This window comes from Streptomyces luteolus, from assembly GCF_029968015.1.
Lineage (GTDB): Bacteria > Actinomycetota > Actinomycetes > Streptomycetales > Streptomycetaceae > Streptomyces > Streptomyces luteolus.
On record NZ_JASCIS010000025.1, the window covers coordinates 81,518 to 101,969 of the forward strand.

Sequence of the window (20,452 nt, forward strand, 5' to 3'; positions counted from 1 at the left end):
GGAACGTGGAGCCCCGATTGGGCCCCGGTCCCTCTCCCACGCCGCGGCGGCTCCGCTGCTCCTGTGCGTCCAACACCCTCATCCCGAAGGCGACTTCACGATGACTCCGATGAATCGGCGCGGCTTCGTCGCCGCCACGGCGGGCGCCGCTGCCGCCGCCGTCTCGCTCAACCCGCTCCCGACGGGGACCGCTTTCGCGGCGGACGGTCCGGCCGGTGCGGGCAGCGCCGACGGTCCGGCCGGTGCGGGCGAAACCCCCACGCGTACGGAAGCACTGCCGTACGACGACCGGAGTGACTTCGACGACGCCGACAAAGGGTTCATCTCCGCGTTCACCGGCGGGCCGATCAAGACGAAGGACGGTCGCGTGGCCTGGGACCCGGGCGCGTACGACTTCCTGCGGGGGCCGAAGAACGGAGGAGCGGGCGACGGCGGCGGCAGCCCCGAGAGCGCCGACCCCAGCCTGTGGCGGCAAGTCCAACTCCTCGCTAAACAGGGCCTGTTCCAGGTCACGGACCGCATCTACCAGATTCGCGGGCTCGACCTGTCGAACATGACGATCGTCGAGGGCGACACCGGCATCATCGTCATCGACCCGCTGATCTCCGCCGAGACCGCGGCCGCCGCACTCGCCCTGTACCGCGAGCACCGGGGCGACCGCGCGGTCCGGGCGATGATCTACACCCATCCGCACGTCGACCACTTCGGCGGCTGCCGAGGCGTCCTCCCCGAAGGTGCGGGGAACGCGGGGGGCGCCGATGGTTCGGTGGACATCCCGATCGTGGCGCCGCAGGGCTTCATGGAGCACGCGGTCACCGAGAACATCTACGCGGGCCCGGCCATGTCCCGCCGCGCGGGCTACATGTACGGGGCGAAACTCCCCACCGGCGCGAAGGCCCAGATCGGCTGCGGGCTCGGCCTCACCGTCTCCCTCGGCACGGTCGGCCTGATCGCCCCCACCCGGTACGTCGAGGCCACCGGCGACGAACTCACCCTGGACGGCGTCCGCATCGAGTTCCAGATGACGCCGGGCACCGAGGCGCACGCGGAGATGAACTTCCTCTTCCCCGATCTGCGGGCCGTCTGCATGGCCGAGAACGCCACCCACACCATGCACAACATCCTCACCCTGCGCGGCGCCCAGGTCCGCGACGCCCACGCCTGGGCCGGCTACCTCACCGAGTCCATCGGCCTGTACGAGGGCAGGGCCGACGTCGCCTTCGCCTCCCACCACTGGCCCACCTGGGGCAACGACGCGATCGTGGGGCTCCTGAGGCAGCAGCGGGACCTGTACGGGTACATGCACGACCAGACCGTACGGCTGATCAACAAGGGCCTGACCGGCACCGAGATCGCCGAGACCTTCCAACTCCCGCCGCAGATCGGCGAGGTGTGGGCCAACCGCGGCTACTACGGTTCGCTCAGCCACAACGTGAAGGCGATCTACCAGCGCTACATGGGCTGGTTCGACGGCAACCCCGCGCACCTCTGGGAGCACCCTCCGGCAAAGGAGGCGCGGCGCTGGGTCGAGTGCCTCGGCGGGCAGGCGGCGGTACGAGCACGCGCGCGTGCGTACGAGCGGCGCGGTGACCCGCGGTTCGCGGTCACGCTGCTCAACCACGCCGTGTTCAACGACCCGGACGACACCAAGGCCAAGCGTCAGCTCGCCGCGCTCTACACCCGCCTCGGCCACGACAGCGAGAACGCGGTGTGGCGCAACTTCTTCCTCACCGGCGCCCAGGAACTCACCGAGGGCGTCACTCCGGGCGAGACCTCCACGGTGGGCCCGGACATGTATCTCGCCCTCACCGTCGGCCAGTTGATCGACAGCGTCGCGGTCCGCGTCGACGGCCCCAAGGCCTGGGACGTACGGCTGGCCATCGACTGGCACATCGGCGACGGCTACTGGCATCTCCGCCTCGCCCATGGCCTCCTCACCTGGACCAAGGACGAGGAGGCCGACCCGGGCGCGGGCCTGACGATGACCATGACGAAGCCTCAACTCCTGGCGCTGCTCGCGGGGAAGGGCACGGAGGGCGTCACGATGAAGGGCGACCGCTCACTGCTGACAGGGCTCCTGTCCGTCCTGGACGAGCCGGACAAGAACTTCGCGATCGTCACGCCGTGAGTCCTGGTCAGGTCCACGAACTGTTGCTGCGGATCTTGGTCCGTCCGCGTGCACCGACGGCCGGGGTCGGGTCCGTTGTCAGTGGTGCACGCAAGACTGGGAGGTCCGACGCTCAGAGGAGGAGACGGACGATGACGGACCTGGAACTTGTGGCAGTGCAGGCGTACGTGAGGCTCATGAAGGGCGTGCGCGCGACGCTTGACGACACGTCGCACCCCGCGGGTGCCCCACCCTTGCTCCACGAGCCCATGGCCGAAACCGACCGCGCCCTGCGGGCGGCGGGCCTGGCGGGCAACGAACGACGCCTGTTCCAGCTGGTGGCGGACGCGATGGCGGGCGACGGGGTTCGACAGGGGGCGTAGGTAGTTGAGGGCGTAGGTAGTTGAGGGCGTAGGTAGTTGAGGGCGTAGGTAGTTGAGGGCGTAGGTAGTTGAGGGCGTACGGACAGGGAGGACGGCAGCAGTCTGCGTCGCCGTGCCGTCCTCCCATCCCCCATCCCCCATCCCCCCATCCCGCCACGTGCCGCGTACGCGGGACTCGCTTCGGCTACGCCGTCTGGAGCGCCAGGGTGGGGGACAAGTGGGCCGCCCTGACCGCCGGGTAGAGGCCCGCGATCGTGCCGATCACCAGCGTCGCCCCAAAGCCGCCGCCGACCGCCCACGGCGGCACCACCCACGGCATGCCCCCGGACGAGGCGTAGACGGCGGTCGCCGCCGCGCCCAGGGCGACGCCGGCCAGGCCGCCGAGCCCGGACAGCAGGAGCGACTCGGCCACGAACTGGACCCGGATCTGGCCCTTCGTCGCCCCCAGCGAGCGCCGCAGCCCGATCTCATGCCGCCGCTCGAGCACCGAGATGATCATGGTGTTGGCGACACCGACCCCACCCACCAGCAGGGCGATCCCGCCGAGGCCGAGCAGCAGTGTGCTGAACGCACCCTCCGTCGCCGCCTTCGCCTGCAGCGCCGCGGACGGGTCGGTGACCGCGACGGCCTGCGGGTTCTCCGGGTTGACGGTCGGAGCGAGGAGCTCGCGTACGGCGTCGACCGTGCCGTCCGCCGAGCGCTCGTACACCGACGTGGGGTGCCCGTCGAAGCCGAGGTACTGCTCCGCGGCGTCCCAGCCGACCAGCGCCGAGCGCTCGATCTCCGGCGCTAGCGGCAGCGGGTCGAGGATGCCGGTGACCGTGAAGTAGCGGCCCCCGATGAACACTTGCTGGCCGGGCTCGGTGACGCCGAGGCGCCTGGCGGTGACATGGCCGAGCACCACGGACGGGTAGCGTCCGGTGGCCTCGTTCAGCCAGGAGCCGCTGCGCATCGTGCCGCGCAGGGTTTCGAGCAGCTTGCCCTGGGCGGCCTTGACCGTGATGCCGTTGGTCTCGTCCTCGTCGATCTTCTCGCTGCGGCGCGCCGAGTGGTCCACGTCGCCGGTGGCGCCGACCTGCTCTACCCCCTTGATCTGGCCGACCATGCCGGGTGCCGTCTCGGGGAGCTTGGTGTCCTGGCCCGAGAACATCTCCTCGCCGGGCGTGACGACCAGCATGTTGGTGCCCAACGCGTCCAGTTTGCGCAGGAGTTGGGCCTGACTGGACGCCGATATGCCGACCACCGCGATCATCGTGGCGATCCCGATGGCGATACCGAGCGAGGAGAGCACCACGCGCACGGGGCGCGAGCGCAGTCCTGCCGCTCCGACGTGCAGAACGTCGCGCGGACCGAGGCGGGCCGGGGAGAGCTTCCCGCGATTCCTTCGGGTCACGGTCATGGCGCCACGCACCTGGTGCCGTCGGACATGGGCTCGTTCCCGACGTCGGACACGGGCGCGTTCCCCACGTCGGCCACGACCTGCCCGTCCCGGATGCGCACCTGCCGGGGCAGGCGTGCCGCGATCTCCGTGTCATGGGTGATCACGGCGATGGTCGCGCCGTCCTGGTTGAGGTCGTGCAGGAGCGCCATCACCGCCTCGCCGGAGGCCGAGTCGAGTGCGCCGGTGGGCTCGTCGGCGAGCAGCAGGTCGGGCTCGCCGACCACCGCGCGGGCGATCGCGACGCGCTGCTTCTGCCCGCCGGACAGCTCGTGCGGGCGGTGCTTCATCCGGTCACCGAGGCCGACCCGGTCCAATGCCTCGGCCGCGCGCCGGCTCCGCTCGGCGCGGGACAGGCCCGAGTAGAGCAGGCCTTCGGCGACGTTGTCCCGGGCGCTGACGCCGGAGACCAGGTGGAAGGACTGGAAGACGAACCCGATGTGCTGGGCGCGGAGGGCGGACAGCGCCCGGTCGGAGAGCCGGGAGATGTCGTGCCCCGCGATGGCGACGGACCCTGCGGTCGGCCGGTCGAGCGTGCCCACGATGTGCAGCAGCGTCGACTTGCCGGACCCCGACGGGCCGACGATGCCGAGGAGTTCGCCCTCGGCGACGGTGAGGTCGACGCCGCGCAGGGCCGCGACCCCGCCCGCGTACTCCTTGGTGACACCGTGGAGTTCGACGACGGTGCGCACGGACGCGGACGCGGACGAGGACGCGGACGTGGACGTGGCAGCGGACGTGGCAGCGGAGCCGATGAGGCCCTCGTGGGTGCTCATATCTTCGGCACCCCGACCTTCATGCCCTCGGCCAGACCGCCGCCGCTGACCTCGACCCGGCCCTCGCCGAACATGCCGAGCTCGACCCGCACCTCGCGCACCTTGCCGCCGCTGCCCCCGTCCCGGCTCCCGCCGCCGTCCTCGACGACCTGCACGCCGAAGCCGCCGCCGGGCAGCGCGAGCAGGGCGTTGACCGGTACGGACAGCACGTCCCGCCGGGTCTCCCCGACGAGCTCGACGGTCACCGGTGACTGGTCGGGGCCCTTGGCCCGCGCGGGGTCGTCGAAGGTGACGGTGACCTTGATCTTGGGCGTCCGGTCCTGGCCGCCGCCCTGCTCGCCCTGGTCCTCCTCGGCGGTCTTGCCGACCGAGGACACCTTGCCCTTCGCGGTGGAGCCGTCGGGCAGTCGGACGGTGACCTCGGTGCCCTTTTTCGCGATGTCCGCCTCGCTGACTTCAAGCTTGAAGGTGACCACACGCTCGGAGCCGGTGACGGTCAGGACGGGCTTGCCCGGGGCGAGTTCGTCCCCGGTCGCGGCGCTCGCCTCCCGCACCCGCAGCGGGCCGGGGGCGAAGGCGATGTCCCCCTTGCCGACCTCGCCGGTCCGCTCGGCCCCGTGGTCCTTCTGCCAGCGCTTCACGGCGGCGGCCGTGCCGGAGGTGAACTCGTCGTCCATGGCGAGCCCGGCGCCGTAGCCGAGTGCCTGGAGGTTCCGCTTCAACTGCCGTACGTCATCGCCCTCGTCGCCCGCTTTCATCGTGCGGTACATCGGCGAGGTGCCGTACATCAGGCGGACCGCTCTGCCGTTGACCTCGTACAGGCGGTCGTCGCGTTCGAGCGTGTCCCCCTCCCCCGCGATCTTGGTGAGGGTGCCGGGTGTGCCCGCGTTGATCTTGCGTTGCCTGGCGTGGCCGAGGGTGCCGTCGGCCTGGACGGAGTTGCTCAGGTCGCCCTTGACGACCGGTGCGGTGTCCGGCGGGAGGCGTTCGTCCTGCTGTTGCCCGCCCTGTCCGTCGGCAGCCGGCTGCGCGGTCAGCGCGAGTCCGCCGCCCGCCACGGCCACGACGAGGGCCGTCGAGGCGATGATCCACTTCTTGCGTGCCATCTGCGGACCGCCGCCTCAGCCGTTGGTCTGCGAGCAGAGCTTGTTGGCCTTCTCGAACTTCTTCTCCTGTCCCTTGGGGATCCGCATCGCCTCGCCCACGGCCGAGCCGCCGTCGAACTTCGGGTCCTTCATGTCGACGCCGTTCTTCCGCATGCACTGCGCGTACTTGATCATCTTGTCCTTGTCGGCCTGCGTCATGGAGCCGCCGCCCTTGCGGCCGCTGGTGCCGCTGCCGCACTTCTTCAGGGCTTCCTGGAACTTCTTCGGGTCGGCGTCCCCGCCGAGGGTGAGGCCGCGCGGGTCCTGGCCGGGCTCGGGGTCGGGCATGTCGATGCCCTGCTCGCGCAGGCACTTGCGGAGCTTGAGGGCGTCGTCGGCGCTCTTGCCGTTGTCGTCGGCCGCGTTGTTCTGGCCGCCGCCGCTGTTCTCGTCGGTGCTGTCGTCGGCGGATCCGCCCGAGCAGGCGGTGGCGAGCAGCATGAGGCCGGTGCAGCCCGCCATGACGGCCGCCTGCAGGGAACGGTTCAGCATCAGTGGCATCGGGGACTCCTTGCCGAGATTCGGTGCCGATCGCCTGCACGCCGGGGCGGGCAGGGGCGATCGGTGCCGGCGGTGACCGGCAGGGCGAGCGTGGCAAGGCAGGCGGTTTCGCCTCTCTAACAGGTTCCGCTTACATCGACGAAAGCGCGGTTCCGCTAGACAGGACGCATGCGAGTTCTGGTGGTGGAGGACGAGGCTTTCCTCGCCGAGATGATCGCCGACGGCCTGCGCCGCGACGCCCTTGCGGTGGACGTGGCGGCCGACGGCCTGGAGGCGCTGCGCAAACTGCAGCTCGGCGAGTACGACGTCCTGGTCCTCGACCGGGACCTGCCCGGCCTGCACGGCGACGAGGTGTGCCGCCAGGTCGTACGGCAGCGGCTGCTCACCCGGGTCCTGATGCTCACGGCGTCCGGCACGGTCCGCGACCGGGTGGACGGCCTCGGGCTCGGCGCCGACGACTACCTCACCAAGCCGTTCGCGTACGACGAACTCCTCGCCCGCGTCCTGGCCCTCGGCCGGCGCGTGCGCCCGGCACTGCCCCCGGTGATCGAGCGCGGCGGCATCGTCCTGGACACCGCGCGTCGGCAGGTCTCCCGCGACGGGCGCCGACTCGCCCTGTCCCGCAAGGAGTTCGCCGTTCTGGAGACGCTGATGCGCGCGGACGGCGCCGTCGTCGGGCACGACGACCTGATCGAACAGGTCTGGGAGGAGGACACCAGCTACCGCACCAACGCGGTCCGGGTCACCCTCAGCAAGCTCCGCACCAAGATGGGCGAGCCCCAGGTGGTGCGGACCGTGCCCGGCGAGGGCTATCGCATCGCCGATGTCGGTGTGGACCGCTGATGGCCTCCCTGACGGCGGCCGCGCCGACGCGGCGCGGACCGCTGCGGCACTCCCTGCTCCCGGCCGGCGAACGGATGCGGCTCACCCTCGTCTACGGTGCCCTGCTGCTCCTCTCCGGGGGCGGTCTGGTCGCGCTGGTCTACTTCCTCGTACGGGAGAGCCTGTACGACCGGATCACCCGGGCGGTGACCGGTTGGGTTCCGGCGCTCCGGCTCGGGGAGGTCCCCGAGGGGGCCGTCACGTCTTCGCCCGGCCCGGCCGCCACGGTGGCGCCGCCGTTCTCGGGCTGCGGCAGCGGCTCGGACTGCGCCGTCACCCGCAACGGCCTCTCGGGCGCCGTGGAACAGGCCACCCTGAACCGGCTTCTCACGGTGTCCCTGGTGGCGCTCGCGCTGTTCGCGCTCGTCTCGCTGGTGCTTGCCTGGTGGCTGGCGGGGCGGGTGCTCCGCCCGGTCGGCGTGATCGCCGAGACGGCGCGCAGGCTCTCCGGCGAGAACCTGCATCAGCGCATCGCCCTCGCCGGGCCGCCGGGCGAGCTGAAGCGCCTGGCCGACACGTTCGACGAGATGCTGGACCGGATCGAGCAACTGGTCTCGGCGCAGCAGCGGTTCGCCGCGAACGCCGCGCACGAGCTGCGCACTCCTCTGGCCGTGCAGCGCGCGGCGGCGGAGATCGGGCTCGCGGATCCGGACCCGGCGCAGGTCGCCCGCATCCGGGGCAAGCTGCTGGAGGTGGCCGGCGACAGCGAGCGCCTGATCGAGGGGCTGCTGCTGCTCTCGGCCGCCGACCAGGGCGTCGAGCGGGCCGAGCCGGTCGACCTGGGGCGGACGGTCGAGGAGGCGGTGGCGGGGCTCGCGGGCGAGGCGGAGCGCCACGAGGTGACGGTCGCGGTGGACGCCGCGCCCCTGCCGGTGACCGGCGATCCGGTGCTGCTGCACCACCTGGTGGAGAACCTCGTGGCCAACGCCGTACGCCACAACGTGCCGGGCGGCACCGTGACGGTGACGGCCGGTCCGGCGGGCCTCGTCGTCCGCAACACGGGCCCGGCCGTCCCACCGGACGTCGTCCCCCAGCTCTTCGAGCCGTTCCGGCGCCTGAAGGAGCGCGAGCACAAGCCGGGCTCGGGCGCGGGTCTGGGCCTGTCCATCGTCGCGTCGATCACGCGTGCCCACGGCTGGACGGTCGCGGCCGAGGCGAACGCGGGCGGGGGCCTGACGGTACGGGTGCGGCCGTAGAGCCGTGATCCGGCGCCTTACTGCCTTGATCCGGCACCTTCTTCGAGCCCACGCTCATCTGCGCCCCTCACATCACAATTGAATCTCGCTCCCTCGCACCCCCTTGCCCCACCCTCGTGTAATCGTTTCCAATCCTCCGTGTAATCGATTCCACGGAGCCCACGAAGAGGTGGTCCAGAGATGGCGGGCATCAAGGATGTCGCGGCCGCGGCGGGTGTGTCCGTCGCCACGGTCTCGCGCGTGCTCAACGCGCACCCCTCCGTCAGCGAGGACGCCCGCGCGCGGGTGCTCGCCGCCGTGGACGAGCTCGGCTACCGGCCCAACGCCGTCGCCCGTTCCCTGCGTACCGCCCAGACCCGCACCCTCGGCCTGATCATCAGCGACGTGATGAACCCGTACTTCACGGAGCTGGCCCGCTCCGTGGAGGAGCAGGCGCGGGCCCTCGGCTACAGCGTGATCATCGGCAACGCCGACGAGTCGCCGCGGCTCCAGGACGACCACGTCCGCACCCTGCTCGACCGCCGTATCGACGGCCTGCTCGTCTCCCCCACCGACGGCGGCTCGCCGCAGCTGCTCGACGCGGCGCGTGCGGGAACGCCGACCGTGTTCGTGGACCGCTGGATTCCGGGAGTGGACGTGCCGGTCGTACGGGCCGACGGCCGCTCCGCTGTCCGTGATCTGGTCGCCCATCTGCACGCCCTCGGCCACCGCAGGCTCGCCATCATCGCGGGCCCGGCCGCCACCACGACCGGCAGCGAGCGCGTCGCCGCGTTCCGGGCGGCGCTCGGCGAGTACGGGCTTGAGCTGCCCGAGGAGTACGTGGGCCAGGGCGACTTCCAGGCGGAGAGCGGGCGGCGTGCCACCGAGGCGTTCCTCGCGCTGCCGGAACCGCCCGAAGTGGTCTTCGCCGCAGACAACTTGATGGCTCTGGGCGCTCTCGACGCGATGCGCGCCCGGGGGCTACACATACCCGATGACATCGCGCTGGCGGCGTTCGACGACATCCCGTGGTTCGTGCACACCGATCCGCCGATCACGGCGATCGCGCAGCCGACCCGCGAGCTGGGCCGCGCCGCCGTGCGTGCGCTCACCGCCCTGATCGAGGGCCGCCGCGTGCGGTCCGTGACGCTGCCCGCACGGCTCGTCGTGCGCCGCTCGTGCGGCGCGCGGTCCGACGCGGCGGCCCCACCCTCCCGTCCCCGACCGAGGAGCAACCCGTGAGTCATCCGGAGGAGTTGCTGCGTATCGAAGGGATACGCAAGACCTTTCCCGGCGTGGTCGCGCTCGACTCCGTCGACTTCGACCTCCGCCGCGGAGAAGTGCATGTGCTGCTCGGCGAGAACGGCGCCGGCAAGAGCACGCTGATCAAGATGCTGTCGGGCGCGTACCGGCCGGACAGCGGCCGCATCCTCGCCGAGGGGCGCGAAGTGCGCATCCACGGCGCGCAGGACGCGGAGGCGCTGGGCATCGCCACGATCTACCAGGAGTTCAACCTGGTTCCCGATCTGACGGTCGCCGAGAACATCTTCCTGGGCCGCCAGCCGCGCCGTTTCGGTCTCGTGGACCGGGGGCGCATGGAAGCGCAGGCCTCGGAACTCCTGGAGCGGGTCGGCGTGCGGGTGTCGCCGCGGGCCCGCGTGCGTGAACTGGGCATCGCCCGGCTCCAGATGGTGGAGATCGCCAAGGCGCTGAGCCTCGACGCCCGGGTACTGATCATGGACGAGCCGACGGCCGTGCTCACCTCGGAGGAGGTGGAGAAGCTCTTCGCGATCGTGCGCAGGCTGCGCGAGGACGGCGTCGGCATCGTGTTCATCACCCACCACCTGGAGGAGATCGCCGCGCTCGGCGACCGGGTGACCGTGCTGCGCGACGGCCGGAGCGTCGACCAGGTGCCCGCGTCCACGCCCGAGGACGAGCTCGTACGGCTGATGGTGGGCCGCAGCATCGAGCAGCAGTACCCGCGCGAGCGCGGACCGGTCCAGGAGGCGGACGGGGAGCGGCCGTTGCTGTCGGTGCGCGGGCTGACCCGGAACGGCGTGTTCCATGATGTCGGCTTCGACGTCCGCGCCGGTGAGGTCGTGGGCCTCGCCGGGCTGGTCGGCGCCGGTCGTACGGAGGTGGCGCGGGCGGTGTTCGGCGCGGACCCGTACGACGACGGGCGGGTGGACGTGCTCGGCGAGCGCCTGCCGCGGCACGATGTGAACGCCGCGATGGGCGCCGGGATCGGCCTCGTACCGGAGGACCGCAAGGGGCAGGGGCTCGTCCTGGACGCGTCCGTGCAGGAGAACCTGGGCCTGGTCACGCTGCGGGCGGCCACGCGTGCGGGGCTCGTGGACCTGAAGGGGCAGCGGGCCGCGGCCGTGCAGGTCGCCGGGCAGCTCGGCGTGCGGATGGCGGGGATCGACCAGCATGTGCGCACCTTGTCGGGCGGCAACCAGCAGAAGGTCGTCATCGGCAAGTGGCTGCTCGCCAAGTCCCGGGTGCTGATCCTGGACGAGCCGACGCGCGGCATCGACGTGGGCGCGAAGGTCGAGATCTACCAGCTGATCAACGAGTTGACCGCGTCCGGGCACGCCGTGCTGATGATCTCCAGCGATCTGCCGGAGGTGCTCGGCATGAGCGACCGGGTCCTCGTGATGGCGCAGGGCCGGATCGCGGGCGAACTCAGCGCCGAGGAGGCGAGCCAGGACGCCGTGATGGCCCTGGCGGTCTCCGCCCCGCAGGCCGCCGACGCGGCGGCCGGCCTCACCCTTGAGAAGAGCTACGACGACGTGGAGGACTCCGATGGCCGCTGACACGCTCCAGAGCAGGACGGGCGCGGGTGGCGCCGGAGCGGTCCGCCGCTTTCTGCTCGAGAACGGCGCCCTGAGCGCGCTGATCGTCCTGGTGGTGGCGATGTCGCTGCTCTCCGGTGACTTCCTGACCGCGCAGAACCTCCTCAACGTCGGCGTGCAGGCGGCGGTGACGGCGATCCTCGCGTTCGGTGTGACGTTCGTGATCGTCGCGGCGGGCATCGACCTGTCGGTGGGCTCGGTGGCGGCCCTGTCGGCCACCGTCCTCGCCTGGACGGCCACTTCGCAGGGCGTGCCGGTGTGGATCGCGGTGCTGCTCGCCGTGGGTACGGGTATCGCCTGCGGTCTGGTGAACGGCGCGCTCGTCGCATACGGCAAACTGCCGCCGTTCATCGCGACGTTGGCGATGCTGTCGATCGGCCGCGGTCTGTCGCTCGTCATCTCGCAGGGCAGCCCGATCCCGTTCCCCGACTCGGTCTCCGTACTCGGCGACACGCTCGGCGGCTGGCTGCCGGTGCCCGTGCTTGTGATGATCGCGGCGGGCCTGCTCACGGCGCTGATCCTGGGCCGTACGTTCATCGGCCGCTCGATGTACGCGATCGGCGGCAACGAGGAGGCGGCGCGGCTCTCCGGGCTGCGCGTGCAGCGGCAGAAGCTCGTGATCTACGCCCTGTCGGGTCTGTTCGCAGCCGTCGCGGGCATCGTGCTCGCCTCCCGCCTCGTCTCGGCGCAGCCGCAGGCCGCGCAGGGGTACGAGCTGGACGCGATCGCCGCCGTGGTGATCGGTGGCGCCAGCCTCGCGGGCGGTGTCGGCAAGGCGTCGGGCACGCTCATCGGCGCGCTGATCCTCGCGGTCCTGCGCAACGGCCTCAACCTCCTCTCGGTGTCGGCGTTCTGGCAGCAGGTCGTCATCGGTGTCGTGATCGCTCTCGCGGTGCTCCTGGACACGGTGCGACGCAGGGCCGGTGGCGGCTCGGCGGGTGCCGCGGGTGCGGGTGCCGGTGGCGCGGGTGCCGGTGCCGGTGCCGGTGCCGGTGCCGGTGCCGGTGGCGCGGGCAACGGCGGCAAGCGCGGCGCGGTCAAGCTGGCGCTCGCGGCGGTCGTCGTGGCGGCGGTGCTCGGCGCGATGTCGCTGTTCAACTCCGGTCCCGCCGGTACGACGCCCAAGGTCGGCATGTCGCTGTCGACGCTGAACAACCCCTTCTTCGTCCAGATGAAGAAGGGCGCGCAGGCGGAGGCGGAGAAGGCGGGCGTCGAACTGACGGTCACGGACGCGCAGAACGACCCGGCCAAGGAGGCCAACCAGCTGCAGAACTTCAGCGGCGAGGGCATGGCGTCGATCGTCGTGAACCCGGTGGACTCGGACGCGGCGGGCCCGTCCGTACGCGCCGCCAACAAGGCCGACATCCCGGTGATCGCGGTCGACCGGGGGGTCAACAAGGCGAAGACGACCACGTTCGTCGCGTCCGACAACGTCGCGGGCGGCAAGCAGGCGGCCAAGGCCCTGGCCGAGAAGCTCGGCGGCAAGGGCACGGTCGTCACGCTGCAGGGCACCCCGGGCGCTTCGGCCAGCCGGGAGCGCGGCCAGGGCTTCGCCGAGGGGATCAAGGCGTACCCGGGCATCAAGGTCGTCGCCAAGCAGCCCGCGGACTTCGACCGCACCAAGGGCCTCGACGTGATGACCAACCTGATGCAGTCGCACCCCGACATCGACGGTGTCTTCGCCGAGAACGACGAGATGGCGCTCGGCGCGGCCAAGGCGCTCGGCGCGAAGGCTGGCAAGTCGGTGGCCGTGGTCGGCTTCGACGGCACGCCCGACGGGATCAAGGCGGTCGAGTCGGGCACGCTGTACGCCTCGGTCGCCCAGCAGCCCGAACAGCTGGGCCGGATCGCCGTACGCAACGCGGTCCGCGCGGCCCAGGGCAAGGACGTCCCCGACGACGTCAAGGTGGACGTCAAGGTCGTCACGTCGAAGAACGCGGGGGACTTCAAGTGAAGCGCTGCGGCATCCTGAACCGTCAACTGGCGGGCGCCCTGGCCGAGTTGGGGCACGGTGACGGTGTCCTCGTGTGCGACGCGGGCATGCCGATACCCGACGGCCCGCGCGTGGTCGACCTGTCCTTCCGCGCCGGTGTGCCGTCCTTCGCGGAGATCCTCGACGGGCTCCTCGATGAGCTGGTGATCGAGGGCGGGGTGGCGGCGGTCGAGGTGGGTGACGCCAATCCCGAGGCGGCGCAACTCCTGGACGAACGCGTCCCTTCACTGGACCACGTCCCGCATGAGGAGCTGAAGCGGCTCACGGCGAGTGCGCGCCTTGTCGTGCGGACGGGGGAGGCTCGGCCGTACGCGAACGTGCTGCTGCGGTGCGGGGTGTTCTTCTAGGTCCTGCCGGACGGGCCTCCTCAAGCGCCGGAGGAGCTGAAAAATCAGCCCCTCCGGCGCTTGAGGAGCGGGGTCTGGGGCGGAGCCCCAGTTCGGGAAGGGGCGGGGCTGGGGAAGAAGCCCGCCGCAGGCGCGTTCCTACCCCACCTCCTCCACCCGCACAGCCCCCACAGGACAAGCCCGCACCGCCTCCCGTACGAGCGGGTCCCCTCCGGCGTCCGCCCGCCCCGGCAGCACCTCGCTGAGGCCGTCGTCGTCCTGGGTGAAGACTCCGGGTGCGGTGAGGGCGCACATGCCCGCGCCCATGCACCGGTCCCGGTCGACCTCTACCCGCATCCGCTGGTCCATCGCGTCAACTCCTACCAAGTGACGGGCAGTTCGAGCATGCCCTGAATGGTGTCGCCCGGCTTGAACGGGATTTCCTCGGCGGGCACCGCGAGCGCCAGTCCGGGCAGGCGACGGAACAGGGTGCGCAAGGCGATCTCCATCTCGGCGCGGGCCAGGTTCTGCCCGAGGCACTGGTGGATGCCGAAGCCGAACGCGAGGTGGTGCAACGGGCCCCGGTTCCAGTCGAGTTGCTCGGGCGCGCCGTAGACCTCGGTGTCACGGTTGATGAGCGAGGTGGAGAAGACGACGCCGTCGCCCGTACGGATCGTGGCCCCGGCGATGTCGATGTCCTCCTTGGCCACGCGCAGCATGCCGTCCGCGATGGACAGGAAACGCAGCAGCTCCTCGACAGCCGCGGGCATCAGGCCATCGTCCGCGCGCAGCGCCGCGAACCGTTCCGGGTGCTGGAGCAGGGTGAACGTACCGAGGGAGATCATGTTCGCGGTGGTCTCGTGTCCGGCGATCAGCAGGATCGTGGCCATCGCGACCAGTTCGTCGCGGTCCACGGCGCCGGTGGCGAGCTGCTGAGCGACGAGATCGTCGAGCAGGCCCTCGCCGGGGCGCTTCAGCTTCTCGTCGATCAACTGCAGGAAGTAGGCGTCGAGTTGGTCCCGCGCCTCCTCCACATCGGCGGCCTCGGGTCCGCGCAGCAGCCTCCGGGACTGCTCCTCGAAGAACTCGTGGTCGGCGTACGGGACGCCGAGGAGCGCGCAGATCACCATCGAGGGAACCGGCAGCGCGAACGACTCGACCAGCTCGGCCGGCGGGCCCTGCTCCTCCATCGCGTCGAGCAGCCGGTCGACGGTCTCCTGGATGCGGGGCCGAAGCGCCGCGATCCGCTTGACCGAGAAGCTGGGGATCAGCATGCGGCGCTGGGTGTTGTGCAGCGGGTCGTCGACGCCGAGCAGGGCCACGCGCCGCTCGTCGAACTTGACCCCGGCGATGCGTTCACTCGGCATCGGGAAGCCCTCGGTGCGGCGGTCGCTGGAGAGCCGGCCGTCGGCGAGCAGCGCACGCGCCACGGCGTGCCCGGTGACGGCCCAGACGGAGCGGCCGTCGTACAGCGTGACACGGCTCAACGGCCTTGCGTCGCGCAGGGGTTGGTAGGTCTGGGGCGGGTGGTAGGGGCAGGTGCGGTTCTGTGGGAAGGCGACTGCCTGAGTCGTGCGCACATCCGTCATGCTGACCTCGCAAGCGTTCGGCCGTTGTTCCGACTCCATTGGATGCCCGAGGCATCTAAGAGGTCCACGCTCGCACCGGCCAGATGGCCGAACGGCAGCGTTGGCCGGTTCCCGCCGCCACCCGTCCCGTACGCCCGAGGCCGGGCGCGTCACACCAGGTCAGCCCCTCGGAACGGGCGGCTCCGTGCATACGTACGAGCCCTCCGTCGGCTTGATCGCCCCGTAAGCAAGGGCTGGAAAAGCGCCAGGTGCGGGCGGGTCGGAAGGCGTCCGGACGGGCCGCCGCGCGCACCCGCCCGTCAGAACCGGTACACGTCCAGGTACCCGCACATGCCGAACTTGCCCTGCTCCGCGGGGCGCCGTGACCGTACGGCAGCGTCGGCCAGATGTGAGGCGTCACCGGCGGCGAGCCGGTCGAGCTGCTCCCCGGTCGCCGCGGCGGCCGCCGCGGCGCCCCGCTCCCAGCGCTCCCGCCAGTCACCGAGCCGAGGGCGTACGAGCGCGGCGGCGGCCGCGTGGAAGTCGGCGAGTGCCTGCGGGTCGCGGGCGTCGCGGAGTCGCCGGTACCCGTCGAGGGCGAGGTCCCGGCGGGCGCGCGCGGCCCGCGCCTGCTCGGCACGCGGTGCGCCCTGCGGGATCGCGGTCGCCGCCGCGTACGCCTCCGGGTCGGCCAGATGTTCCGGGGGCAGCGTGAGCACGGCGTCCCCGGCCTCGGGCAGTCCGCTGTTCTGCATCAGGACGACGATGCGCAGGCCGTCCGCCTCGACCAGGCGGTGGATGGTGCCGGGCGTGAACCAGGCGACCGTGCCGGGCTCCAGCGGGGTCTCCTCGTACCCGGCGGCGGTCAGGGTCTGCACGGCGCCCCGGCCGGCCGTCACGACGTACCCCTCGCTGCAGGTCAGATGCATGTGCGGGGTGCCGCCGCGACGGCCGTCGGCGGCGGGCCAGTGGTAGACGCTGAGATGCGAGACGGCCACGGAACCGGGGAGTCCGGTGAAGGCTTCCGGCGCCTCGGCCCCGGTCTCCGGGGGGCCTGCGGGTCCTTCGGGCGCGGGCCGTTCGGAGGACGTCGTCGCCACGGGTGCTCCTCAAAGTCCGGGTACGGGAAATCCGGGAACGGGAAAGTCCGGCTACGGGCCTGCACCCAGCGGACAGCAAGCGCTTTCCGTCCTCTTGAACCTAGGCCGGGGCAGGTACGACGGTCAACGGTGCGCACATGGCGGACGGACGGGACGGTTCGACGGCGCGGGCCGATCTGCCCGCACTGTGAGACGGGGATGCGATCACCGCATGTCGTTCCCCCCTCCCCGTACCGCCGACCGGGCGACTGGCCCATACTGGAGCCTCCACGCGACCACCCACAGAACGACTCCATGCCTAAGACGAGCTCATCCGTGACCGCCGCCCCCGACACCACCTGGCTGGGCCACGGGCGCCACCTCGGGCCCGAGCCCGAGAAGGACGTCCGGCGCAACCTCATCGCGCTGAAGTCGGTCGGCCTGATCGACGACTTCCTCGACCTGGCGCCCGACGACTCGTCCCCCGGCGACGTGGGCGGCTTGCCCGACCCCTTCGTGTCCGACGACGACGCCGCGGCCCCCGCACCCACGGCACGCCGCCTCTTCGAGGCCCGTTGGCGTGTCGACGAGGACGTCACGGTGCGCGCCCAGCTGACGACGTACGACGCCCCGGGGCGCAGGCGCGGCGACTCCACGATCTCCTGGGTGATCGCCGCCGAGGCGGAGCGGCGGTGGGACCTTCAGTGGCTCTCGCCGGCGACGGTGTTCTGGCCCGACAGCGACCTCACGCCCTGGGACCACGACGTGGTGCCGGGCCCGCGCCTGCGCAGCACGCACCGCCTCGTCGCCGACGACGACAAGGACCTGCGCCGCCTGCTCAAGAACTGCACGCGCAACAGCTGGAACATCCACGTCGTCGTGCACGAGGCGATGACGCCCGACGCGCGCGGCCTCGAACCCCTCAGCCCGTTCCTGCCGCCGAGCCTGCGCCACCGCGTGGTCGAACACCGCGCGGCGCCCGAGCAGTTCGACATCGTCAACTGGGCCATGAAGGACCTGGACGTCCGGGTTCCGCGCGGCGGCGCCGTCGTCCTGCCGCCCTCGCCGCCCCCGGCGGGGTACGACGCGGACCGCTTCGCCGTGCGCAGCGTGTTCCTGGACGGGTCCGAGCCCACCGAACTCATCGAGAAGATCACGGAGTTCGCGTCCTTGCCCCGCCCGCTGGCCGCCGACGCGGAGCAGGCCGTGGAGCAACTGCGCCGCCGCTGGCACCTGCTGACGATCGAGGAGGAGCTGGCCCGCACACGCGAACTGGTCACCAAGTACGCCGACGCCCTCGACGCGATGACCAAGTCCCGTGATCTGTACCGGGAGGCGGCCGAGCTCGCCCAGGCGGCGCTGGCGGAACGCGGCGATTCCGCGCCGCTGCCCGCACAGCAGTCGGGCCCGTCCGCCCCGCCGACGCCCCGGCCCGAGGGCTCGACGCTGACCACCACCCTGACCAACGCCTTCGGGCGTTTCCGGGACGCCTCACGGAAGAAACCCGAATCACCGTGACCGGAGTGACCAGGGGGTGACCACCGGAGTGCCGACCGGGCAGCACCGCCCCGCCGTCCGCCCCGCCGTCCGCCCTGCCGTCCGCGCTGCCACCGAGGCCGATCTCGGCGCTCTCCAGGCGCTCGCGCGCCGCACGATCGACACCTGCTACCGAGGGTTCCTGGGTGAGGAGGCGGTGGACTGGTTCATCGGCGGTGGTGCTGCCGACGCGCACGTGAAGAGCCGCCTGGAGCGGGGCGGGGTGCACTGCCTCACCGAGGACGGCCGGATCATCGGCCTCTCCGCCCTCGACGGCCCCACGGTCGACATGATGATGGTCGACCCTGATCACCACCGCCGAGGGCTCGGGCGGCTGCTGCTGCGGCACGCGGAACAGACGCTCCTGGCCCGGTACCCGGCCATCCGCCTGGAGACCTTCCCGGAGAACACCGGCGCCAAGTCCTTCTACGAGGCCTGCGGTTGGGTCCTCGGCGGCCGCATCGAGGGCGAGGGCCCCGCCAAGGTCGAGTACACCAAGAGCCGCGAGGGCGGTCACCGGGACGCCGAAGCGGCCGCGTAATTCAGGTGAACGGCGCGGCGGGCCTTGTTACCGTGGACCGTATGAGGAACAGCGCCCGCATCAGCACCGCGACCGCGCGAGCGACCAGCTCGCCGGTTGCCGCCGCCTGACCTCACCCACTCCCCGGCGACCGGAAACGGATCGCCGGTGCGCCGCAGAACCCTGATCGACCCCTTCTCCCGGCCCGCGCCCATGGCGGCCCCTTTCCGGTCCCCCGAACCGAAAGGCCCCCGCCATGAGCTACGTGCCCGTCCAGAACCCTGGGAGCAGGAGCACCGAGCACACCCTGCGTACGTTCGTCGAGTTCTTCGAGGAGCGCGGGCACCGTGCCCTGACCGGGAGTTCGCTACTCCCACCGCCCGGCGATCCGGTGCTCTTCACGACCTCCGGCATGCATCCGCTGACGCCCTACCTGGAGGGCCTGCGCCCGCATCCGCTCGGCCGCCGGCTCGTCAACGTGCAGCGCTGTCTGCGCACCACCGACCTCGACGAGGTCGGCGACTCCTCCCACCTCACCGTCTTCGAGATGCTCGGCTCCTGGTCGCTCGGCGACTACGACCACGGCCAGAGCCTGCGCTGGGGCTTCGAGCTGCTCCGCGACGGCTTCGGCATCCCCGTCGAGCGGATGTACGCCACGGTCTTCGGCGGCGACGACCAGGTCGGCCCCGACACCCGGTCCCTGGACGTCTGGCGGGAGTCGGGCCTCCCCGTCGAGCGGACACGGGACGAGAACTGGTGGTCCAACGGCCCCACGGGACCCTGCGGACCCGACTCGGAGATCTTCGTGTGGACCGACCCCGACGGCAACCCGCCCCAGGGCACCCCGACCACCGACCCGCGCTGGGTCGAGCTGTGGAACCACGTCAGCATGCGCTACCGCCGCCACGACGACGGCCGCCTCGAACCCCTGGACCGCCCGTCCGTCGACACCGGCATGGGCCTGGAACGCCTGGTCACGGTGTTGCAGGGACGCACTTCGGTGTACGAGACCGACCTGTTCGAGCCGTGGATGTCCCGCGTACCGCGGCTGTGGGAGCTCGACGGGCCCTCCCTGCGCCTGGTCAGCGACCACCTGCGGTCCGCCGTGGTCGTGCTCGGCGACGGCGTCCGTCCTTCCAACACCGGGCGCGGCTACGTACTGCGGCGCCTCACGCGCAGGCTGCTCACCACGCTGTGGCGCGACGACCCGGACCGCACGGTCGGCGATCTGCCGGTGGAACTCGTCGAGCACACCCTGCACCACTTCCGGCAGTCCACCGACACCGATCTCGTACGGGACCAACTGCGCGCCGAGGAGCGGCGGTTCGGCCGGCTCCTGGAACGCGGACGGCGCGTCCTCGCCCGCCGCGAGTTCCACGGCCCGCTGACCGAAGGGGACTACGCCTATCTGCACGACACGCACGGGCTGCCGCGTGACCTCGTGGACGGGGGGCTGCTCGACGCGCGGTGAGGTGCGGGTGGTATCCATCAGGCATGGCTGTCATTCACCGCACCACCGTCAAGCCCACCAAACTCGAACTCCTCACCAACTGGCTGCCGACGCGCGCCTGGTACGCCGGTACGGGGACGGCTCCCGCACTCGGCAAGGCGGGCGGCTTCCGTCTCGACGACCCGGCGGGCGAGGTCGGCATCGAGTTCATGGTGGTCGCCGACACCTCCGGCGGGACGCCCGTCCCGTATCACGTGCCGCTCACCTACCGGGGCGCTCCGCTCGACGGCGCCGAGGACGGCCTCGTCGGCACGCTCGAACACGGCGTGCTCGGCAAGCGCTGGGTGTACGACGCGGCCCACGACCCGGTCGCCGTCGAGGAGTTGCTCCAGCTGCTCGCCGGGCGCACGGGGGCGCAGGCGCAGAGCGAGACGGACGTACCGGACCCGTCGGTGGTCGCGCGGTTCGAGGGCGCGGCGCTCGGCGCGGGCGTCGGTTCGCTGTCCGCGATGGACGATGCGGAGGGCACGCGGGTCGTCGTGGAGACCGGGGACCCGGCGGCTCGGGTGCAACTGCGGATCCGCCGGGTGCTCGGGCGGCCGGAGTCCGCGGAGGGCGAGGCCCCGCAGGGGCACGTCACCGCCGACTGGAAGCTGCTTGAGGGCGGCGCGAGTGGTCGGGAGCGGTTCGTGGAGGCGTCGGAGATCTGAGCCGCTGC

General features: G+C 71.6%; 19 protein-coding genes. 12 read left to right on the forward strand and 7 right to left on the reverse strand.

The genetic code is table 11. The features are described 5' to 3' along the window. Positions 1–100 precede the first annotated feature (100 nt). Together QIT00_RS23825 and QIT00_RS23830 are read left to right on the forward strand one after the other, a co-directional pair. Complete coding sequence (locus tag QIT00_RS23825; RefSeq protein WP_282537409.1) at positions 101–2,128, forward strand: alkyl/aryl-sulfatase; 2,028 nt, start codon at positions 101–103, stop codon at positions 2,126–2,128. A gap of 131 nt (positions 2,129–2,259) precedes the next feature. Continuing rightward, the gene (locus QIT00_RS23830; protein ID WP_282537410.1) at positions 2,260–2,490 is read left to right on the forward strand and encodes a hypothetical protein; all 231 of its coding nucleotides are present in this window, start codon (positions 2,260–2,262) and stop codon (positions 2,488–2,490) included. Between the two features lie 184 nt (positions 2,491–2,674). Here the strand turns inward: QIT00_RS23830 and QIT00_RS23835 are convergent, their stop codons facing one another. Genes QIT00_RS23835 through QIT00_RS23850 form a run of 4 tightly spaced genes read right to left on the reverse strand, consistent with a single transcriptional unit; the run spans position 2,675 to position 6,350 of the window. Further along, a complete protein-coding gene (locus QIT00_RS23835) occupies positions 2,675–3,889 on the reverse strand; it encodes an ABC transporter permease (RefSeq protein WP_282537411.1) in 1,215 nt (404 codons plus the stop codon). Then, on the reverse strand, positions 3,886–4,704 hold the full coding sequence (locus tag QIT00_RS23840) for an ABC transporter ATP-binding protein (protein ID WP_282537412.1): 819 nt from the start codon (positions 4,702–4,704) through the stop codon (positions 3,886–3,888). Before QIT00_RS23840 ends, QIT00_RS23835 begins: the two co-directional genes overlap by 4 nt. Then, a complete protein-coding gene (locus QIT00_RS23845; protein WP_282537413.1) occupies positions 4,701–5,810 on the reverse strand; it encodes an efflux RND transporter periplasmic adaptor subunit in 1,110 nt (369 codons plus the stop codon). The genes QIT00_RS23840 and QIT00_RS23845 overlap by 4 nt, the downstream gene beginning before the upstream one ends. Before the next feature lie 15 nt (positions 5,811–5,825). Continuing rightward, a complete protein-coding gene (locus tag QIT00_RS23850; protein WP_282537414.1) occupies positions 5,826–6,350 on the reverse strand; it encodes a hypothetical protein in 525 nt (174 codons plus the stop codon). A 168-nt stretch (positions 6,351–6,518) separates the two neighbouring features. Here QIT00_RS23850 and QIT00_RS23855 point away from each other — a divergent pair, with 168 nt between their 5' ends. The 6 genes from QIT00_RS23855 to rbsD all read left to right on the forward strand — a co-directional run bounded on the left by QIT00_RS23855 (position 6,519) and on the right by rbsD (position 13,602). Next, entirely contained in the window at positions 6,519–7,193 is a 675-nt protein-coding gene (locus QIT00_RS23855; protein ID WP_282537415.1) for a response regulator transcription factor, read from the forward strand. Further along, positions 7,193–8,428: a sensor histidine kinase gene (locus QIT00_RS23860; protein ID WP_408909839.1), complete on the forward strand. Its 1,236-nt coding sequence runs from the start codon at positions 7,193–7,195 to the stop codon at positions 8,426–8,428. The genes QIT00_RS23855 and QIT00_RS23860 overlap by 1 nt, the downstream gene beginning before the upstream one ends. A 180-nt stretch (positions 8,429–8,608) precedes the next feature. Further along, the gene (locus tag QIT00_RS23865; protein ID WP_282537416.1) at positions 8,609–9,649 is read left to right on the forward strand and encodes a LacI family DNA-binding transcriptional regulator; all 1,041 of its coding nucleotides are present in this window, start codon (positions 8,609–8,611) and stop codon (positions 9,647–9,649) included. Then, positions 9,646–11,223: a sugar ABC transporter ATP-binding protein gene (locus QIT00_RS23870; RefSeq protein WP_282537417.1), complete on the forward strand. Its 1,578-nt coding sequence runs from the start codon at positions 9,646–9,648 to the stop codon at positions 11,221–11,223. The genes QIT00_RS23865 and QIT00_RS23870 overlap by 4 nt, the downstream gene beginning before the upstream one ends. Continuing rightward, a complete protein-coding gene (locus QIT00_RS23875) occupies positions 11,213–13,216 on the forward strand; it encodes an ABC transporter permease/substrate-binding protein (RefSeq protein WP_282537418.1) in 2,004 nt (667 codons plus the stop codon). Before QIT00_RS23870 ends, QIT00_RS23875 begins: the two co-directional genes overlap by 11 nt. Then, positions 13,213–13,602, forward strand: coding sequence for a D-ribose pyranase (rbsD, locus tag QIT00_RS23880; protein WP_282537419.1), 390 nt, complete (start codon positions 13,213–13,215; stop codon positions 13,600–13,602). The genes QIT00_RS23875 and rbsD overlap by 4 nt, the downstream gene beginning before the upstream one ends. Before the next feature lie 138 nt (positions 13,603–13,740). Here rbsD and QIT00_RS23885 read toward each other — a convergent pair whose 3' ends face one another. The 3 genes from QIT00_RS23885 to QIT00_RS23895 all read right to left on the reverse strand — a co-directional run bounded on the left by QIT00_RS23885 (position 13,741) and on the right by QIT00_RS23895 (position 16,147). Beyond that, on the reverse strand, positions 13,741–13,938 hold the full coding sequence (locus tag QIT00_RS23885) for a ferredoxin (RefSeq protein ID WP_282537451.1): 198 nt from the start codon (positions 13,936–13,938) through the stop codon (positions 13,741–13,743). A 23-nt stretch (positions 13,939–13,961) separates the two neighbouring features. Further along, positions 13,962–15,170 (reverse strand): cytochrome P450, encoded by a 1,209-nt coding sequence (locus QIT00_RS23890; protein WP_282537420.1) that lies wholly within the window; start codon positions 15,168–15,170, stop codon positions 13,962–13,964. 299 nt (positions 15,171–15,469) lie between these two features. Beyond that, positions 15,470–16,147 (reverse strand): cupin domain-containing protein, encoded by a 678-nt coding sequence (locus QIT00_RS23895; protein ID WP_282537452.1) that lies wholly within the window; start codon positions 16,145–16,147, stop codon positions 15,470–15,472. 396 nt (positions 16,148–16,543) lie between these two features. Here QIT00_RS23895 and QIT00_RS23900 point away from each other — a divergent pair, with 396 nt between their 5' ends. The 4 genes from QIT00_RS23900 to QIT00_RS23915 all read left to right on the forward strand — a co-directional run bounded on the left by QIT00_RS23900 (position 16,544) and on the right by QIT00_RS23915 (position 20,444). Continuing rightward, complete coding sequence (locus tag QIT00_RS23900; protein WP_282537421.1) at positions 16,544–17,746, forward strand: hypothetical protein; 1,203 nt, start codon at positions 16,544–16,546, stop codon at positions 17,744–17,746. 16 nt (positions 17,747–17,762) lie between these two features. Continuing rightward, on the forward strand, positions 17,763–18,305 hold the full coding sequence (locus tag QIT00_RS23905) for a GNAT family N-acetyltransferase (protein WP_282537422.1): 543 nt from the start codon (positions 17,763–17,765) through the stop codon (positions 18,303–18,305). 235 nt (positions 18,306–18,540) lie between these two features. After that, positions 18,541–19,755, forward strand: a complete 1,215-nt coding sequence (locus QIT00_RS23910; protein ID WP_282537423.1) for an alanine--tRNA ligase-related protein — start codon at positions 18,541–18,543, stop codon at positions 19,753–19,755. A 23-nt stretch (positions 19,756–19,778) separates the two neighbouring features. After that, positions 19,779–20,444 carry a maltokinase N-terminal cap-like domain-containing protein gene (locus QIT00_RS23915; RefSeq protein ID WP_282537424.1) on the forward strand — a complete coding sequence of 222 codons (666 nt, stop codon included), beginning with the start codon at positions 19,779–19,781 and terminating at the stop codon, positions 20,442–20,444. Positions 20,445–20,452: the final 8 nt, after the last annotated feature.

Bases quoted from the DNA above. Each gene is read 5' to 3' on its own strand.
- QIT00_RS23860 (WP_408909839.1), top strand. From the start codon at position 7,193: ATGGCCTCCCTGACGGCGGCCGCGCCGACGCGGCGCGGACCGCTGCGG.
- QIT00_RS23865 (WP_282537416.1), top strand. From the start codon at position 8,609: ATGGCGGGCATCAAGGATGTCGCGGCCGCGGCGGGTGTGTCCGTCGCC.
- QIT00_RS23890 (WP_282537420.1), bottom strand. From the start codon at position 15,170: ATGACGGATGTGCGCACGACTCAGGCAGTCGCCTTCCCACAGAACCGC.
- QIT00_RS23835 (WP_282537411.1), bottom strand. From the start codon at position 3,889: ATGACCGTGACCCGAAGGAATCGCGGGAAGCTCTCCCCGGCCCGCCTC.
- QIT00_RS23915 (WP_282537424.1), top strand. From the start codon at position 19,779: ATGGCTGTCATTCACCGCACCACCGTCAAGCCCACCAAACTCGAACTC.
- QIT00_RS23825 (WP_282537409.1), top strand. From the start codon at position 101: ATGACTCCGATGAATCGGCGCGGCTTCGTCGCCGCCACGGCGGGCGCC.
- QIT00_RS23855 (WP_282537415.1), top strand. From the start codon at position 6,519: ATGCGAGTTCTGGTGGTGGAGGACGAGGCTTTCCTCGCCGAGATGATC.
- QIT00_RS23850 (WP_282537414.1), bottom strand. From the start codon at position 6,350: ATGCCACTGATGCTGAACCGTTCCCTGCAGGCGGCCGTCATGGCGGGC.
- QIT00_RS23840 (WP_282537412.1), bottom strand. From the start codon at position 4,704: ATGAGCACCCACGAGGGCCTCATCGGCTCCGCTGCCACGTCCGCTGCC.
- QIT00_RS23885 (WP_282537451.1), bottom strand. From the start codon at position 13,938: ATGCGGGTAGAGGTCGACCGGGACCGGTGCATGGGCGCGGGCATGTGC.
- QIT00_RS23875 (WP_282537418.1), top strand. From the start codon at position 11,213: ATGGCCGCTGACACGCTCCAGAGCAGGACGGGCGCGGGTGGCGCCGGA.
- QIT00_RS23830 (WP_282537410.1), top strand. From the start codon at position 2,260: ATGACGGACCTGGAACTTGTGGCAGTGCAGGCGTACGTGAGGCTCATG.
- QIT00_RS23900 (WP_282537421.1), top strand. From the start codon at position 16,544: ATGCCTAAGACGAGCTCATCCGTGACCGCCGCCCCCGACACCACCTGG.
- QIT00_RS23910 (WP_282537423.1), top strand. From the start codon at position 18,541: ATGAGCTACGTGCCCGTCCAGAACCCTGGGAGCAGGAGCACCGAGCAC.
- QIT00_RS23845 (WP_282537413.1), bottom strand. From the start codon at position 5,810: ATGGCACGCAAGAAGTGGATCATCGCCTCGACGGCCCTCGTCGTGGCC.